15 protein-coding genes and 1 pseudogene are annotated in these 14779 nt (G+C 56.1%); 12 read left to right on the top strand and 4 right to left on the bottom strand.

What is annotated here, in order from left to right; genetic code table 11:
- Positions 1-76: 76 nt before the first annotated feature.
- From coaBC to slmA, 3 genes are all read left to right on the top strand, one after another.
- On the top strand, positions 77-1297 hold the full coding sequence (coaBC, locus tag FS690_RS16575) for a bifunctional phosphopantothenoylcysteine decarboxylase/phosphopantothenate--cysteine ligase CoaBC (protein WP_071668651.1): 1221 nt from the start codon (positions 77-79) through the stop codon (positions 1295-1297).
- Positions 1275-1733, top strand: coding sequence for a dUTP diphosphatase (gene dut / locus FS690_RS16570; RefSeq protein ID WP_039381277.1), 459 nt, complete (start codon positions 1275-1277; stop codon positions 1731-1733). The genes coaBC and dut overlap by 23 nt, the downstream gene beginning before the upstream one ends.
- 112 nt (positions 1734-1845) lie before the next feature.
- On the top strand, positions 1846-2442 hold the full coding sequence (slmA, locus tag FS690_RS16565; RefSeq protein WP_094111963.1) for a nucleoid occlusion factor SlmA: 597 nt from the start codon (positions 1846-1848) through the stop codon (positions 2440-2442).
- 74 nt (positions 2443-2516) lie between these two features.
- Here slmA and pyrE read toward each other — a convergent pair whose 3' ends face one another.
- From pyrE to FS690_RS16550, 3 genes are all read right to left on the bottom strand, one after another.
- A complete protein-coding gene (gene pyrE, locus FS690_RS16560; protein WP_039381285.1) occupies positions 2517-3158 on the bottom strand; it encodes an orotate phosphoribosyltransferase in 642 nt (213 codons plus the stop codon).
- Between the two features lie 50 nt (positions 3159-3208).
- Positions 3209-3925 (bottom strand): ribonuclease PH, encoded by a 717-nt coding sequence (gene rph, locus FS690_RS16555; RefSeq protein WP_094111962.1) that lies wholly within the window; start codon positions 3923-3925, stop codon positions 3209-3211.
- A gap of 98 nt (positions 3926-4023) precedes the next feature.
- Positions 4024-4440, bottom strand: coding sequence for a DUF3574 domain-containing protein (locus FS690_RS16550; RefSeq protein WP_158249875.1), 417 nt, complete (start codon positions 4438-4440; stop codon positions 4024-4026).
- A gap of 133 nt (positions 4441-4573) precedes the next feature.
- Between FS690_RS16550 and FS690_RS16545 the strand changes: the two genes are divergently transcribed.
- The 6 genes from FS690_RS16545 to FS690_RS18585 all read left to right on the top strand — a co-directional run bounded on the left by FS690_RS16545 (position 4574) and on the right by FS690_RS18585 (position 9772).
- The gene (locus tag FS690_RS16545; protein WP_039381293.1) at positions 4574-5437 is read left to right on the top strand and encodes a YicC/YloC family endoribonuclease; all 864 of its coding nucleotides are present in this window, start codon (positions 4574-4576) and stop codon (positions 5435-5437) included.
- 411 nt (positions 5438-5848) lie between these two features.
- Positions 5849-6772, top strand: a complete 924-nt coding sequence (gene lpxP / locus FS690_RS16540; RefSeq protein ID WP_094111960.1) for a kdo(2)-lipid IV(A) palmitoleoyltransferase — start codon at positions 5849-5851, stop codon at positions 6770-6772.
- Positions 6773-7033: 261 nt separating this feature from the next.
- The gene (locus FS690_RS16535) at positions 7034-7429 is read left to right on the top strand and encodes a polyketide cyclase (protein WP_071668653.1); all 396 of its coding nucleotides are present in this window, start codon (positions 7034-7036) and stop codon (positions 7427-7429) included.
- A gap of 433 nt (positions 7430-7862) precedes the next feature.
- Positions 7863-8129: a hypothetical protein gene (locus FS690_RS16530; protein WP_071668654.1), complete on the top strand. Its 267-nt coding sequence runs from the start codon at positions 7863-7865 to the stop codon at positions 8127-8129.
- A 73-nt stretch (positions 8130-8202) separates the two neighbouring features.
- Positions 8203-8850 (top strand): oligosaccharide flippase family protein, encoded by a 648-nt coding sequence (locus tag FS690_RS16525; protein ID WP_186368996.1) that lies wholly within the window; start codon positions 8203-8205, stop codon positions 8848-8850.
- Positions 8851-9154: 304 nt separating this feature from the next.
- Positions 9155-9772, top strand: a complete 618-nt coding sequence (locus FS690_RS18585) for a trimeric intracellular cation channel family protein (RefSeq protein ID WP_071668661.1) — start codon at positions 9155-9157, stop codon at positions 9770-9772.
- Here the strand turns inward: FS690_RS18585 and ligB are convergent.
- Positions 9719-11455 (bottom strand): annotated as a pseudogene (gene ligB, locus FS690_RS16520) (NAD-dependent DNA ligase LigB); the annotation flags it as partial. The gene FS690_RS18585 and the pseudogene ligB sit on opposite strands and share 54 nt — an antisense overlap.
- Positions 11456-11692: 237 nt before the next feature.
- On the opposite strand from ligB, the gene gmk reads away from it, so the two are divergent.
- Genes gmk through spoT form a run of 3 tightly spaced genes read left to right on the top strand, consistent with a single transcriptional unit; the run spans position 11693 to position 14778 of the window.
- A complete protein-coding gene (gmk, locus tag FS690_RS16515; protein ID WP_104086040.1) occupies positions 11693-12316 on the top strand; it encodes a guanylate kinase in 624 nt (207 codons plus the stop codon).
- 57 nt (positions 12317-12373) lie between these two features.
- On the top strand, positions 12374-12649 hold the full coding sequence (gene rpoZ, locus FS690_RS16510) for a DNA-directed RNA polymerase subunit omega (protein ID WP_013511051.1): 276 nt from the start codon (positions 12374-12376) through the stop codon (positions 12647-12649).
- 20 nt (positions 12650-12669) lie between these two features.
- The gene (gene spoT, locus FS690_RS16505) at positions 12670-14778 is read left to right on the top strand and encodes a bifunctional GTP diphosphokinase/guanosine-3',5'-bis pyrophosphate 3'-pyrophosphohydrolase (RefSeq protein WP_039381317.1); all 2109 of its coding nucleotides are present in this window, start codon (positions 12670-12672) and stop codon (positions 14776-14778) included.
- Position 14779 lies beyond the last annotated feature (1 nt).

Below are 14779 nucleotides of genomic sequence, written 5' to 3'. Positions count from 1 at the left end.
CCGGGCGGTTTTATGATAAAGTTGGCCTGTCTGCTGCGCCGGGCGCGGCATCATGCGTTAAGTTGAGGCAAACAACATGACTGGATTAGCCGGGAAAAAAATTCTGCTGGGCGTCAGCGGCGGTATCGCTGCCTATAAAGCGCCGGAGCTGGTGCGACGTCTGCGCGATCGCGGCGCCGAGGTGCGCGTAATGATGACCTCCGCAGCCCGCGCCTTTATTACCCCGCTCAGTCTGCAGGCGGTCTCCGGCTACCCGGTGTTTGATGACCTGCTCGATCCCGCTGCCGAAGCCGCGATGGGCCATATTGAGCTGGCGAAATGGGCTGACCTGATTGTACTGGCTCCCGCCTCGGCTGATTTAATCGCCCGTATAACTGCCGGGATGGCTAACGATCTGGTGACTACCGCCTGTCTCGCCAGCGACGCGCCGCTGGCGCTGGTACCGGCGATGAATCAGCAGATGTACCGTGCCGCCATTACGCAGGAGAACCTGCAGCGCCTGCAGCAGCGCGGCGTCATGATCTGGGGACCGGATAGCGGCAGCCAGGCGTGCGGTGACACAGGACCAGGCCGTATGCTCGATCCGCTGGCGATTGTGGCGCATGCGCTTGAGTGGGCCGAGCCAGTCCGCGATCTGCAGCATCTCAGTATCATGATTACCGCGGGTCCGACCCGCGAAGCGCTGGATCCGGTGCGCTATATCAGCAACCACAGCTCAGGCAAAATGGGCTACGCGATAGCCGCCGCCGCGGCCCGGCGCGGTGCGCGCGTCACGCTGGTCTCCGGTCCGGTCACGCTGGCCGCCCCCGCCGGCGTGCAGCGTATCGACGTGACGACCGCGCTGGAGATGCAGGCGGCGGTCATGGCGCAAATCGGCCAGCAGCATATCTTTATTGCCAGTGCCGCCGTGGCGGACTATCGCGCGGCAACCGTTGCAGCTGAAAAAATGAAAAAACAGGGTGACGACGATAACGTCACGCTGCAGCTGGTGAAGAATCCGGACATTGTCGCCGGCGTGGCGGCACTGCAGGAGAATCGTCCCTACGTGGTGGGATTTGCCGCCGAAACCCGGAATGTGGAAGAATACGCGCGGCAAAAACGCGTACGGAAAAATCTGGATCTGATTTGCGCTAACGATGTCGCGCAGGCGGGTCAGGGTTTTAACAGCGACACCAATGCGCTTCACCTTTTCTGGCAGGAGGGAGAAAAACGTTTACCGCTCAGCGATAAGTCGCTCCTTGGCCAACAGTTAATAGACGAGATAGTCAGCCGTTATGATGAAAAAAATAGACGTTAAAATTCTTGATGCGCGCGTTGGCAGCGACTTTCCGCTGCCCGCTTACGCCACCTCTGGTTCTGCAGGTCTCGACTTACGCGCCTGCCTTGATGAGGCGCTGGAGATCGCGCCAGGCATGACTACCCTGGTACCAACCGGCCTCGCCATCCACATCGCTGACCCGACGCTGGCCGCGGTGATCCTGCCGCGCTCCGGCCTGGGCCACAAGCACGGTATCGTGCTCGGTAATCTGGTCGGCCTGATCGATTCTGACTACCAGGGACAGCTTATGGTTTCAGTCTGGAACCGCGGTCAGGAGCACTTTACCCTGCAGCCGGGCGATCGTCTGGCGCAGCTGGTGTTTGTGCCGGTGGTACAGGCGGAATTTAACCTGGTCGAAGATTTTGACACCAGCGATCGCGGTGCAGGCGGGTTTGGCCACTCTGGCCGTCAGTAAGTTACCACTCTTCATTTAGCCATCTTGTTAACGCATGTCGCTGCAGGTAATTACCTGTGGCAGACAGGCAGGTATTGCCTGTATTTAATGAATTTCAGGGGTGTTGAAGGTCATGGCAGAGAAAAAAGTCGCGAAAAGGAATCGTCGCGAAGAGATTTTGCAGACGCTGGCGCAGATGCTGGAGTCAGGGGATGGCACCCAGCGAATTACCACCGCCCGGCTGGCCGCTAACGTAGGCGTTTCCGAGGCGGCCCTCTACCGCCACTTCCCCAGTAAAACACGGATGTTTGACAGTCTGATTGAGTTTATCGAAGAGAGTCTGATTACCCGCATCAATCTGATCCTGAATGACGAAAAAGAGACCACGACACGATTGCGTCTGATTGTGCAGCTGATCCTGGGATTTGGTGAGCGTAATCCGGGGCTGACGCGTATTCTGACCGGCCACGCGCTGATGTTTGAACAGGATCGCCTGCAGGGACGTATCAACCAGCTGTTTGAGCGCATTGAAACGCAGATGCGTCAGGTAATGCGCGAAAAGAAAATCCGCGACGGAGAGGGGTTCCGGACAGATGAGGCCCTGCTGGCCAGCCAGCTGCTGGCGTTTTGTGAAGGCCTGCTGTCGCGCTTTGTCCGTTCTGAGTTTCGCTACAGTCCGACCGCGGAGTTTGACAGCCGCTGGCCGCTGATAGCCGCGCAGCTGATTTAACCTCTTGCCTGCCGGGCCAGGCGTGCATCAGCGCGCATGCTGCGGCCGTCACTGATGGCGGCCGCAGCGCGGTTTCAGATACCGTATTCGTTACGGTAAGCGCGTACCTTCGCCAGATGGTCTGCCATCTCCGGCTTCTCAGCCAGATAATCAATCAGATCGCTCAGGGTAATAATGGCGGTAACCGTACAGTGATAGTCGCGCTCGACTTCCTGAATCGCTGATATCTCCCCGCGCCCGCGCTCCTGGCGATCGAGTGAAATCAGGACGCCAGCCAGCGTGGCATGATGCGCGCTGATAATGTCCATCGATTCGCGAATCGCCGTACCGGCGGTGATCACATCATCAACCAGCATCACTTTGCCTTCCAGCGGGCTGCCCACCAGCAAACCGCCTTCACCGTGATCTTTTGCTTCTTTACGGTTAAAGCAGTAGGGCACGTCGCGATCGTGATGGTCGGCCAGCGCCACGGCGGTGGTCGTGGCGATGGGAATACCTTTATACGCCGGGCCAAACAGCAGGTCGAAACTGACACCGCCGTCAACCAGCGCCTGCGCATAGAAACGCCCCAGCAGGGCCAGATCGCGTCCGCTGTTAAACAGGCCGGCATTAAAAAAGTAGGGGCTTTTTCGCCCCGACTTCAGGGTAAACTCACCAAATTTCAGCACCCCTTTATTCAGGGCAAATTCAATAAACTGACGCTGCCAGGCTTTCATCTCTCACTCCTCAAATAAAGAAAAGGCGACCCGGGAGTCGCCTTAGTACATCAACTGGATAGCGCAGCCTTCTGCGCCTGAATCAACTGTTCAATCCCGCCTCGCGCCAGCGCCAGCAGTGTTAATAGCTCCTCGTGGCTGAACGGCTCGCCTTCTGCGGTGCCCTGCACCTCAATCATGCGGCCATCTTCCATCATCACCACGTTCATATCCGTTTCCGCTGCGGAATCTTCAACATACTCCAGATCGCACAGCGCCTCGCTGCCAACGATACCGACGGAGATAGCGGCTACCATGCCTTTCAGCGGGCTGCTCTTCAGTTTACCTGCGGCAACCAGCGCATTCAGCGCATCCGCCAGCGCCACGCAGGCGCCGGTAATTGACGCGGTACGCGTGCCGCCGTCCGCCTGAATTACATCGCAATCCAGCGTGATGGTGTATTCACCCAGCGCGGCGAGGTCAACCGCAGCACGCAGCGAGCGGGCAATCAGACGCTGGATCTCCAGCGTACGGCCACCCTGCTTGCCTTTGGCCGCTTCGCGCGCCATGCGGCTGTGGGTTGAACGCGGCAGCATGCCATATTCTGCGGTTACCCAGCCCTGACCTTTACCCTTAAGAAAACGCGGCACGCCTTCCTCGACGGTCGCGGTGCAGAGCACTTTGGTTTCACCAAATTCAACCAGAACCGAGCCTTCGGCGTGTCTGGTGTAGTGACGGGTAAGGGTAACGGGGCGCACTTCAGAAGTGCTACGGCCTGCAGGACGCATAGGTTCTCTCCGGCTTGCTTGAGTTTGGCTGCGCATTATACGGACTTCAGCCGCAGCTGTCCCGCGCGCGTGGAGCAGATCGACGATTCTCTTTCTGCTCAGCGGACCGCGGCGCAGACCAGCGTATCGATGCGGGTAGTGGTTTTGGCGTTAAAGCGCGTACGATACCGGTCGCGCGCGCGCTCAATCACGGCAGAAAAGGCGACATCCGGCGGATAGAGCAGCACTACAACCCGGCGCGCTTCTCCCTTTCCTGCGGCGTCATAGCTTGTCAGCGTATCGCCAAAGTGCGGCATCAGCTCCTCACGCAGAAACGGCTGCCATTCCCGCTCCGGCACTGCACTCAGCCACAGCGTGGTCTGCATCATCATCTCTCCGGCACCACACAGCGCCACCGGTGCGTTGTGCTGCGGGATCGGCTGCAGGCGCGCGGGTGCAGTCTGACATCCGGCCAGCAGCAGCAGTGCCACCAGGCTGCAAAAAGACTTATACGGAGTACGAAACAGATCGGACATCATCATCGCCGGGTAATATGCTCGCTCAGGATCAGTAGGCCTGCTCTAAACATAGCAGCGTTTTGCTATCCCTATCCCGCCGCACCGCACGCCGCTATAATGCGCAGAACATTCCCTGAAAGAGTACAAGCTTATGATCCGCAGTATGACCGCTTACGCCCGTCGCGAAGCCAAAGGCAGCTGGGGCAGCGCGACCTGGGAACTGCGCTCGGTGAACCAGCGCTATCTGGAAACCTATATTCGCCTGCCGGAACAGTTCCGCGGCCTGGAGCCGGTGATCCGCGAGCGCATCCGCACCCGCCTGACGCGCGGCAAAATTGAGTGCCATCTGCGTTTTGATGCCGATCCGGGCGCACAGGGCGAGCTGCAACTGAACGAAGCGCTGGCAAAACAGCTGGTGCAGGCTGCCAACTGGGTAAAAATGCAGAGCGATGAGGGTGCCATTAATCCGCTGGATATTCTGCGCTGGCCGGGTGTAATGTCAGCACCGGAGCAGGATCTGGACGCCATTAATGCTGAGTTGCTGACGGCGCTGGATGGCGCGCTGGATGACTTTATCGAAGCGCGTGAAAGTGAAGGTAACGCGCTGAAGAGTCTGATTGAGCAGCGTCTTGCGGGCGTATCGCAGGAAGTCAGCAAAGTACGTGCGCAGATGCCGGACGTGCTGAAATGGCAGCGCGAACGCCTGGTGACCCGGCTGGAAGAGGCAGAAGTTCAGCTGGAGAATAATCGTCTGGAGCAGGAACTGGTCATGATGGCCCAGCGCGTTGACGTGGCGGAGGAGCTGGATCGCCTCGACGCGCATGTTAAAGAGACCTACAACATCCTGAAGAAGAAGGAAGCGGTCGGCCGTCGCCTCGACTTTATGATGCAGGAGTTTAACCGCGAGTCGAACACCTTAGCCTCTAAATCGATCAATGCAGATATCACCGCTTCAGCCATTGAGCTGAAGGTGCTGATTGAGCAGATGCGCGAGCAGATTCAGAACATCGAATAACGTTTCATCTGCCAGCCTCAGCAGCATCTCTGCCTGAGCCCGCAGCAGCAGGTTCAGGCAGCAACCCTTTCGCTAGACTATTTTTTATCTTTTGCAATGTAAGCATTGTGCGTGCAATGATGTACAGCTGTGTCTGCTGCTGACCTGTCCTGACATATCTGCGGTATCTTCAGCATTAATACTGCTATTTTATCTGATTGATTTTACTCAATTAATAGAAAACTCATCCTTCCTGCAGCCGGTAATGTCCCGGGTTCCATAAATTCCATCAATCCTAAAGATACTAAAGTTAGCAGAATTCCTAAGGCACTATTTGCTAAAGTGCCGGTCGTAATTACTACAGTTGTACCGCACCAGGAACCATGGACCGACTTCTTAGCGCGTTACATTTACTCTACCTATGAAGGTGCTATGAAGAAAACCGGACAGTTTCGCTCCACACTGCTGCATCCCCGTTACTGGTTTACCTGGTTCGGTCTGGCCGTGCTCTGGCTGCTGGTGCAGCTTCCCTATCCCGTTCTGATCCGTCTCGGGGCAACGGCGGGTAAACTCTCGCGCCATTTCCTCAAGCGGCGCGAACGCATCACCCGTCGCAATATTGAACTCTGCTTCCCGCATATTAATGAAGAAGAGAAAGAGGTCATGATTGCCGGCAACTTTGAGTCGCTCGGCATGGCGCTGGCGGAAACCGGTATCGCATGGTTCTGGTCAGATGCGCGGGTTCGTCGTCTGTTTGACGTCAGCGGCATTGCTAACCTGCAGAATGCGCAGAATCAGCAGCGCGGCGTGATGGTTATCGGCGTGCACTTTATGTCGCTGGAGCTGGGCGGCCGCATTACCGGTCTCTGTCAGCCAATGATGGCCATGTATCGTCCGCATAACAATCAGGCGATGGAGTGGGCGCAGACCAGAGGCCGTATGCGTTCCAATAAAGCGATGATTGACCGTCGCGATCTACGCGGCATGGTGCAGGCGCTGAAGCAGGGCGAAGCCGTCTGGTTTGCCCCCGATCAGGATTACGGTCCGAAAGGCAGCGTATTTGCACCGCTGTTTGCAGTAGAGAAAGCCGCTACCACGAACGGTACTTTTGTTCTGTCGCGTCTTGCGCGGCCCGCAATGCTGACGATTGTCCTGATCCGCAATCCGGATAAAACCGGATACCAGCTCATCATTCAGCCGGAACTGGAAGGCTATCCGCATGAAGATGAAGCCGCTGCCGCTGCCTATATGAACAGAGTGATTGAAAAAGAGATCCTGCGTGCGCCGGAGCAGTACCTGTGGCTGCATCGTCGTTTCAAAACGCGTCCGCCAGGTGAAGCCTCTCTTTACGTCTGATCTGCGCAATAACGGTCCGCATGCATTTCCTCTTTCGTGCGGACTGCCGCTCCGGTAATCAGGATCCACCCGCTGGCAGCATCCGCTGCCGGCTGCCCTGCCCCCTCACGTAACAGCCATCCTCCTGCCGGCGGCGCGGCTTCACCGGCCATAGCGCAAAAAACCTCTGCTGCACCACACTTTTTCTGTTGCGTCATAGGCAGCCCGGTCAGCTTCCGATAGGGTGAGTTCATTATGAATGACACTGCCTCAGGAGGCATTATGCTGCCCTCACAGACTCTCACGCTTACCGTGCCGCGTAACTGGCTGGATCTGTATGAAACCATCTGGCAACCCACCTGTTTTGCAAAATGGGTAAGCGACCTGAACGGCGCAACACTGGTGCAGGAGGGACAATACTGGCGGGCAAAGCGCGGAGAGAATTCGCTGAAACTGCGTTTTACCCCGCATAATCCGTTTGGCGTTATGGACTACTGGACAGATAACGGCAGCGGTAAAGAGCGCTACATGCCGATGCGCGTGATTGCTAATGGCCAGGGAGCTGAACTTGTGGCCGTGCTCTACTGTCAGCCTTTTACTTCCGATGCGCACTTCGTGCAGGAAGTGGCGGCCCTGCGCGCCGACATGGAAAGATTACTTTATCTTTTAACTCACTAGAATCAAACGCTTACATAAATCCTGATTTCCCAGCCATTGCTGGGCGCAATTACAAAAAAAACTGCATTTTTTTTGCGCAGTACTCCTTAACTGTTTCGTGGTTTTTTCTCCGATTTCAGCACCGTATCCCCAGCCAGGCTAAAGCGTTGTTAACAGGAAAATTCCTGGCTGACCGCATGACGTAATCCTGTAAAGGTATTGATATAAAAAGATATTCATATCATTTGGAGGTCAGGCGCTGAGAGAAATAAGACAGTTTCCTGAAAATATTAATTAGTCAGAAACATCGCTGCTTAACTATTTTAATGCATAGTCTGAAACCATTAATTTCTAAAGTTTGTTTATAGGAATTTTCTCATGGTGTTAAATTAAATAAAAAACTGTATAACGTATTCACACACAGCAAGACTTAATAATAAAAACAGGGAAAAACATGGATCGCTCAACTTATCCTTTGTTGTCAGAAAAAGAATTCGTTGAGATTGCCAGACGGATGCTGGCCGGGGATTATAATAATACAAAAGGATTTTATAACGATCTCACGGATTTCCTCCGTACCGGAGGAGATACCGTGCAGACAAAAGAAATAATAAACGCCTGCGGTATTGCGCTATTTTCAGAACACCATTTGCTGCAGTGTATTTATAAATGGCAAAACCTGAAAGGTATCTCAGGATTGCGTCAGGATGTGCTGCACTAAGGTGCAGGGCGTGCCGCTTCTGCTCTGTACAACTCCTTAACTGTGATGGTACATGTACCATAATGAGCATACTGTGGCGATACGTGAAAGAGAGCTGTCCAGCGCCAAATGGTCGCTTCTCTCTTCAGCAAAAATTATTGGCATTGGCGTTTTACAATTGACGCTGCTGGCGCAGACTTTGCAGGCGAATGAATTAAACCTGCTGGTTATCGCCATACTGGCTCTGCTGGTTATCGATACACTTGCCGATCGCGGCTTTAATAATAAAATAATTCGCAAAATAAGCTTTAATAATAGCGAAATGTCCGTTCTTTACTGGGGAAGTATTTTTACCGGCTTATTTATTTTTGCAGCATTGTTTATTGGCAGTGACATTTATAGCGCTATAATAGCGCAGCAGCCGCATCTTGCGGTTATGCTGGAGATGATGTCGGTAATATTTATTATTATCCCGCAGGGGCAGCACTACCGGGCTATCCTGCAGCGGGAAAAGCAGTTTACGCGTATCGCTTTTATTGAGATCACCTCGGTAGCAGCGGGCCTGGCGGCAACACTCTTTACGGTGTGGCTGATGCCGTCGGCGCTATGCGCGGTCTGGGGATACCTTGCGCTGGTCTCCGTCAGAATGCTGCTCTGTTGCTACTACGGTCGCGCCTGGTTCCAGCCTGCGTACCGTTTTAGCCTGAAAGAATTCGCCAGCGTGCGAGCAAGAAACGGATAATAACAACAAGTCTGTATGGTGGGCTCTGGGCATCTGTCCGATGCGTTCGCGTGCTGGTTAACAGCACGCTTTTTTCTTTTCTGCGCTGCAGGCGATTTAATCGATCCTCGTCTGAAAACAGGCTTCCCCGCATCATATTTTTTTATCACAAATATTGACGCATTTTGTTTATCCCCTTCCCTGCCTGCCTTTTCTTAATCATCACATTATCTATTCTAATCTGACGCCGTTCAGTTGAAAAAATCTCAATAGTCTCTGCGCCGCGGAGGCTTTAGCCTTGCCGGCCAGACTGCTGGAGCCCCCCATGCTATTAACTGTTCTCTACCTTATCGGCATTACCGCTGAAGCGATGACCGGCGCGCTGGCTGCAGGCCGGCGCAAAATGGATCTGTTTGGCGTTATTATCATCGCTTCTGTCACCGCAATCGGAGGCGGCTCGGTGCGCGATATTCTGCTGGGTCACTACCCGCTCGGCTGGGTAAAGCATCCGGAGTACATCATGATTGTTGCGGCGGCAGCGGTGGTCACCACTTTTGTTGCACCGCTGATGAATCACCTGCGCAAAGTGTTTCTGGTACTTGATGCGCTGGGCCTGGTGGTGTTCTCGATTATTGGTGCGCAGGTCGCGCTGGATTCCGGCCACGCAGCGATCATCGCCGCAATTGCTGCGGTCATCACCGGCGTATTTGGCGGCGTGCTGCGCGATATGTTCTGCAACCGCATTCCGCTGGTGTTCCAGAAAGAGCTGTATGCCGGTATCGCCTTCGCATCTGGCTGGATCTATATCCTGCTGCTGAAAACCTCTCTGGCGCATGAAGCGGTGGTCATTATCACCCTGCTGTTCGGTTTTGCTGCCCGCCTGCTCGCCCTGCGTTTCCGTCTCGGCCTGCCGGTCTTCAACTATCCCCATCCTGAACACTGAGGGAGCGGCCGGAATGCCCTGCTGCTGCAGAAACGCGATTAGCTCACGCAGCTGAGGCGTCTGCAGCATGGTGACCAGCCGCTGCGCCAGCACGTCGCCAACCCCCGGCAGCTGCTGCCAGTCCGCCCCGGTGCGTGCCAGCAGCGCTTCCCACTGCGTATCCGGCAGGGACGCAAGCGCCTGACGCGGCAGCGGCAGGCCCAGCGCCGCGATCCAGCGTCGCAGCGGCTGCTGACGCGTCAGCCTGAAACTGAGCCAGATACGCTGCGCCCGCGCCGGCGATATGCCTTCCGCTGCGGCAATCTGCTCTGGCGTCAGCGTCAGCCATGAAAACAGGTGCGTCAGCGCACCGTGCTGTACCAGGCGCTGCCAGCTGCTGCGCTGCATACCGGCAATATCGAGTACGGTTTTCTGGCTCAGCCCGCTCAGGCGGGAAAGAAACTGCGCACGACAGGCAGGCGTAATATGCAGACAGCTGGTAGCGTGAAAATCATCACTGGCGGGCGGTTCCGGATAGTGGCGTTCCGCCACCCGCCAGATCACCCGCTCCAGACGTGGGATCCCCAGCCCGGCCAGCGTCAGCGTGACCTGATCGCCGGCTATCACATCCAGCGCGCGCCAGCGTGCAACAGAGCCGATGCTGATACGCCGGATGGTTTTATCCTCTGCCTGCACCGGCTGCAGGTTCAGCACCACCGCAACTTTCCCGGTGCGGCCAATGGAAAACGTAACGGCACGCACTTCGCTGCTGACTTCGGCAGGCTGATATTTCCATGCGGCGGACCAGCTTCCCTGTCCTGGCTGCCAGTCCCGCCCGGCAGCAGAAGGCGCAGCGTGGATCACCACGCCATCGGTGGCAAACGGCAGCGCGGCGCGAAACCAGCGCTCGCGCCACGCGGCAACCTGTTCTTCATCACTGACCGGCTGGCTCCACTGCCGGGCAAGATCAAAGCCCCAGCGCGACAGCTGCGTAAGTTTTTCCGTCATGTCCGGGGGGCCGTCCGGCCACGCCCAGATAAACAGCCCGGTGCGTTTCAGCAGCGGACCGATCTCGCGCCGCATCATCGCGCCGGCCACCTGCGCCCGCGCATTGGCTCCGCCATCGCGCGCCTGCTGGTGACCGGTCATCTGCAGAAACAGCTCTCCCTGCAGGACAACCTCCGCCAGCGAAGTCTCAATCCGCTGCGGAATAGCCGGAATATGTGCGGCTTTGTCGCGCCACTCCTCACCGCGCACGCCATCGCCACGGCTGATAAGCGACGTCAGCCTGCCGTGACGATAGAGCAGCGTGACGGCCACGCCATCGACTTTAGGCTGAACCCAGAGCGTGGATTTATGCTGCATCCAGTAAGCAACCGCCAGCCTGTCGCGCAGCTTGCGCACCCCGGTATGCGCAACCGGATGTGGCGCGCCACGGCTGGCTGGCAGCGCGGTTTCATGTACCGGTTCGCCGGGTACAAAGCAGCGCTGCCACTGCTGCAGCCGGGAAAGCAGACTGTCATAGTCATCATCGCTGACCGGCGACGCCCCCTGCTGGTAGTAAACGTTGTCCCAGTGACGCAGCTGCTCCTGCAGGCGCGTTATCTCCTGCTGCGCCCGCACCGGCGACCAGACGGGGCACAGCGCTTTTCCCCGACTTTCTGCATTCAGCAGGCAGAGACCTAACCACAGCCATCGTTTCATTGCCGCTCTCCTTTTTGCTGATTGAAGCGTGCGGCGGTGGTCATAGCCAGTAGCCTGCGCAGAGTATGGAATCGCGCTCGCGCACAAATCTGACGTTTTACTCTCTGTTACCGCGTGGTTTGCGCCTGTTCGCAGAAAAGAATTGCCTTACCTGCGCGGCAAACGCTGCGTGGCGGCCCTAACCCGTGTATACTGTGCAGGAAATCGACTCCGCTCTTTACTCAATTCAAGATAACCATGGCTCAAGGCACGCTTTATATTGTTTCCGCCCCCAGCGGCGCGGGTAAATCCAGCCTGATTCAGGCGCTGTTAAAGACACAACCGCTCTACGACACGCAGGTGTCGGTATCGCATACCACCCGCGACATGCGGCCTGGCGAAGCGCATGGTGAGCACTACTTTTTTGTTTCCAAAGCTGAATTCAAAAGCATGATTGCTGAGGATGCGTTCCTCGAGCATGCCGAAGTGTTTGGCAACTATTACGGTACATCCCGTGCCGCGATTGAGCAGGTTCTGGCCACCGGCGTGGATGTCTTTCTGGATATCGACTGGCAGGGCGCGCAGCAGATCCGCAGCAGAATGCCTGCAGCACGCAGTATTTTTGTCCTGCCGCCGTCAACCGAAGAGCTGGATCGCCGCCTGCGCGGCCGTGGTCAGGATAGCGAAGAGGTTATCGCCCGCCGCATGGCGCAGGCCGTGGCGGAAATGAGCCACTATGCTGAATACGATTACCTGATTGTTAATGATGATTTCGATCTGGCGCTGTCCGATCTGAAAACCATTATTCGCGCAGAACGTCTGCGTATGGGACGCCAGAAAGCGCGTCATGATGCTTTAATCAGCAAACTATTGGCAGTCTGAATTCAGTTTCAGTATTATGCCCAGTCATTTCTTCATCATCTGTGGAGTAGCACACCTATGGCACGCGTAACCGTTCAGGACGCAGTAGAGAAAATTGGTAACCGTTTTGACCTGGTGTTGGTCGCTGCACGTCGTGCACGTCAGATGCAGGTAGGCGGCAAAGACCCGCTGGTTCCGGAAGAGAACGATAAAGCCACCGTTATCGCCCTGCGCGAAATCGAAGAAGGCCTGATCACCAACCAGATTCTGGATGTGCGTGATCGTCAGGAACAGCAAGAGCAGGAAGCCGCTGAGTTGCAAGCCGTTACCGCTATCGCTGAAGGTCGTCGTTAACCGCACTCTGCAGGTCAACCTTGTATCTGTTTGAAAGCCTCAATCAGCTGATTGAAAAATACTTGCCTGAGGAGCAAATCAAGCGCCTCAAGCAAGCCTACCTTGTCGCACGTGATGCTCACGAGGGACAGACTCGCTCCAGCGGTGAGCCCTACATCACCCATCCTGTTGCCGTGGCCTGCATTCTGGCCGAGATGAAACTCGACCATGAAACGCTGATGGCCGCGCTGCTTCATGATGTGATCGAAGATACACCTGCCACCTATCAGGACATGGAACAGCTGTTTGGCAAGAGCGTGGCTGAACTGGTGGAAGGCGTATCCAAGCTCGACAAGCTGAAGTTCCGCGACAAGAAAGAAGCGCAGGCTGAAAACTTCCGCAAAATGATCATGGCGATGGTGCAGGATATCCGCGTCATTCTGATCAAGCTGGCTGACCGCACGCACAATATGCGCACGCTGGGCGCCCTGCGTCCGGATAAAAAACGCCGCATTGCGCTGGAGACGCTGGAGATTTACAGCCCGCTGGCGCACCGTCTTGGTATTCATCATCTGAAAACAGAGCTGGAAGAGCTGGGATTTGAAGCGCTCTACCCTAATCGTTTTCGGGTGATCAAAGAGGTGGTCAAAGCGGCGCGCGGTAATCGTAAAGAGATGATTCAGAAGATCCTGTCAGAAATTGACGGGCGTCTGCTGGAGGCGGGCATTCCCTGCCGCGTCAGCGGACGCGAAAAGCATCTTTACTCGATCTACCGCAAAATGCACCTCAAAGAGCAGCGTTTTCACTCGATCATGGATATCTACGCATTCCGCGTGGTGGTGAAAGATCTCGACACCTGCTATCGCGTGCTGGGTCAGATGCACAGCCTGTATAAGCCGCGTCCCGGCCGCGTCAAAGATTATATCGCTATTCCCAAAGCCAACGGCTATCAATCCCTGCACACTTCCATGATTGGCCCGCACGGCGTGCCGGTTGAAGTGCAGATCCGTACCGAAGATATGGATCAAATGGCAGAGATGGGGGTGGCAGCCCACTGGGCCTATAAAGAAGCGGGCGAAAGCGGCACGACCGCACAGATCCGCGCTCAGCGATGGCTGCAGAGCCTGCTGGAGCTGCAGCAAAGCGCTGGCAGCTCGTTTGAATTTATCGAAAGTGTTAAATCCGATCTGTTTCCGGATGAGATCTACGTATTTACGCCGGAAGGCCGCATCGTTGAGCTGCCTGCTGGTGCGACGCCGGTCGATTTCGCCTACGCGGTACATACCGACATTGGCCACGCCTGTGTCGGCGCGCGCGTCGATCGCCAGCCCTATCCGCTGTCACAGCCGCTGACCAGCGGACAGACAATCGAGATTATCACCGCGCCTGGCGCACGCCCGAACGCTGCCTGGCTCAACTTTGTGGTCAGCTCAAAAGCGCGCGCCAAGATCCGTCAGCTGCTGAAAAACCTCAAGCGTGAAGATTCCGTTAACCTCGGGCGTCGTCTGCTGAGCCATGCGCTGGGCGGCAGTAAAAAGCTGGCTGAGATACCGGCAGAAAACGTGCAGCTGGAGCTGGAGCGTATGAAGCTCGCCAGCATGGACGATCTGCTGGCTGAAATTGGTCTGGGCAACGCCATGAGCGTGGTCGTAGCGAAAAACCTGCTGCAGTCCGCTGCGGATGCGGCGCAGAGCAGCAAGCGCAGCAAAAAACTGCCGATTAAAGGCGCGGATGGCGTACTGATCACTTTCGCCAAGTGCTGCCGTCCTATTCCCGGCGACCCGATTGTCGCACACGTCAGCCCTGGCAAGGGTCTGGTCGTACACCATGAATCGTGCCGTAATATCCGTGGCTACCAGAAAGAGCCCGAGAAGTTTATGGCTGTAGAGTGGGATAAGGTAACCGATCAGGAATTCGTGGCGGAGATTAAGGTGGATATGTTTAACCACCAGGGTGCGCTGGCGAACCTGACCGCCGCCATTAACACGGCGGGATCGAATATTCAGAGCCTGAATACCGAAGAGCGCGATGGCCGCGTCTACAGCGCCTTTATCCGTCTGACTGCTAACGATCGCGTCCATCTGGCAAACATCATGCGCAAAATTCGCGTGATGCCGGATGTGATTAAAGTCCACCGTAACCGTAATTAAT

Origin of the sequence: Pantoea sp. PSNIH1, from assembly GCF_007680655.1 — a bacterium.
GTDB lineage: Bacteria > Pseudomonadota > Gammaproteobacteria > Enterobacterales > Enterobacteriaceae > Pantoea > Pantoea eucrina.
The sequence above is the reverse complement of the archived record's forward strand: the minus strand, read 5'-3'. Positions and strand labels throughout refer to the sequence as shown.

Bases quoted from the DNA above. Each gene is read 5' to 3' on its own strand.
- FS690_RS18585 (WP_071668661.1), top strand. From the start codon at position 9,155: ATGCTATTAACTGTTCTCTACCTTATCGGCATTACCGCTGAAGCGATG.
- dut (WP_039381277.1), top strand. From the start codon at position 1,275: ATGATGAAAAAAATAGACGTTAAAATTCTTGATGCGCGCGTTGGCAGC.
- pyrE (WP_039381285.1), bottom strand. From the start codon at position 3,158: ATGAAAGCCTGGCAGCGTCAGTTTATTGAATTTGCCCTGAATAAAGGG.
- gmk (WP_104086040.1), top strand. From the start codon at position 11,693: ATGGCTCAAGGCACGCTTTATATTGTTTCCGCCCCCAGCGGCGCGGGT.
- rph (WP_094111962.1), bottom strand. From the start codon at position 3,925: ATGCGTCCTGCAGGCCGTAGCACTTCTGAAGTGCGCCCCGTTACCCTT.
- FS690_RS16530 (WP_071668654.1), top strand. From the start codon at position 7,863: ATGGATCGCTCAACTTATCCTTTGTTGTCAGAAAAAGAATTCGTTGAG.
- FS690_RS16545 (WP_039381293.1), top strand. From the start codon at position 4,574: ATGATCCGCAGTATGACCGCTTACGCCCGTCGCGAAGCCAAAGGCAGC.
- FS690_RS16535 (WP_071668653.1), top strand. From the start codon at position 7,034: ATGCTGCCCTCACAGACTCTCACGCTTACCGTGCCGCGTAACTGGCTG.
- lpxP (WP_094111960.1), top strand. From the start codon at position 5,849: ATGAAGAAAACCGGACAGTTTCGCTCCACACTGCTGCATCCCCGTTAC.
- FS690_RS16550 (WP_158249875.1), bottom strand. From the start codon at position 4,440: ATGTCCGATCTGTTTCGTACTCCGTATAAGTCTTTTTGCAGCCTGGTG.
- rpoZ (WP_013511051.1), top strand. From the start codon at position 12,374: ATGGCACGCGTAACCGTTCAGGACGCAGTAGAGAAAATTGGTAACCGT.
- coaBC (WP_071668651.1), top strand. From the start codon at position 77: ATGACTGGATTAGCCGGGAAAAAAATTCTGCTGGGCGTCAGCGGCGGT.
- slmA (WP_094111963.1), top strand. From the start codon at position 1,846: ATGGCAGAGAAAAAAGTCGCGAAAAGGAATCGTCGCGAAGAGATTTTG.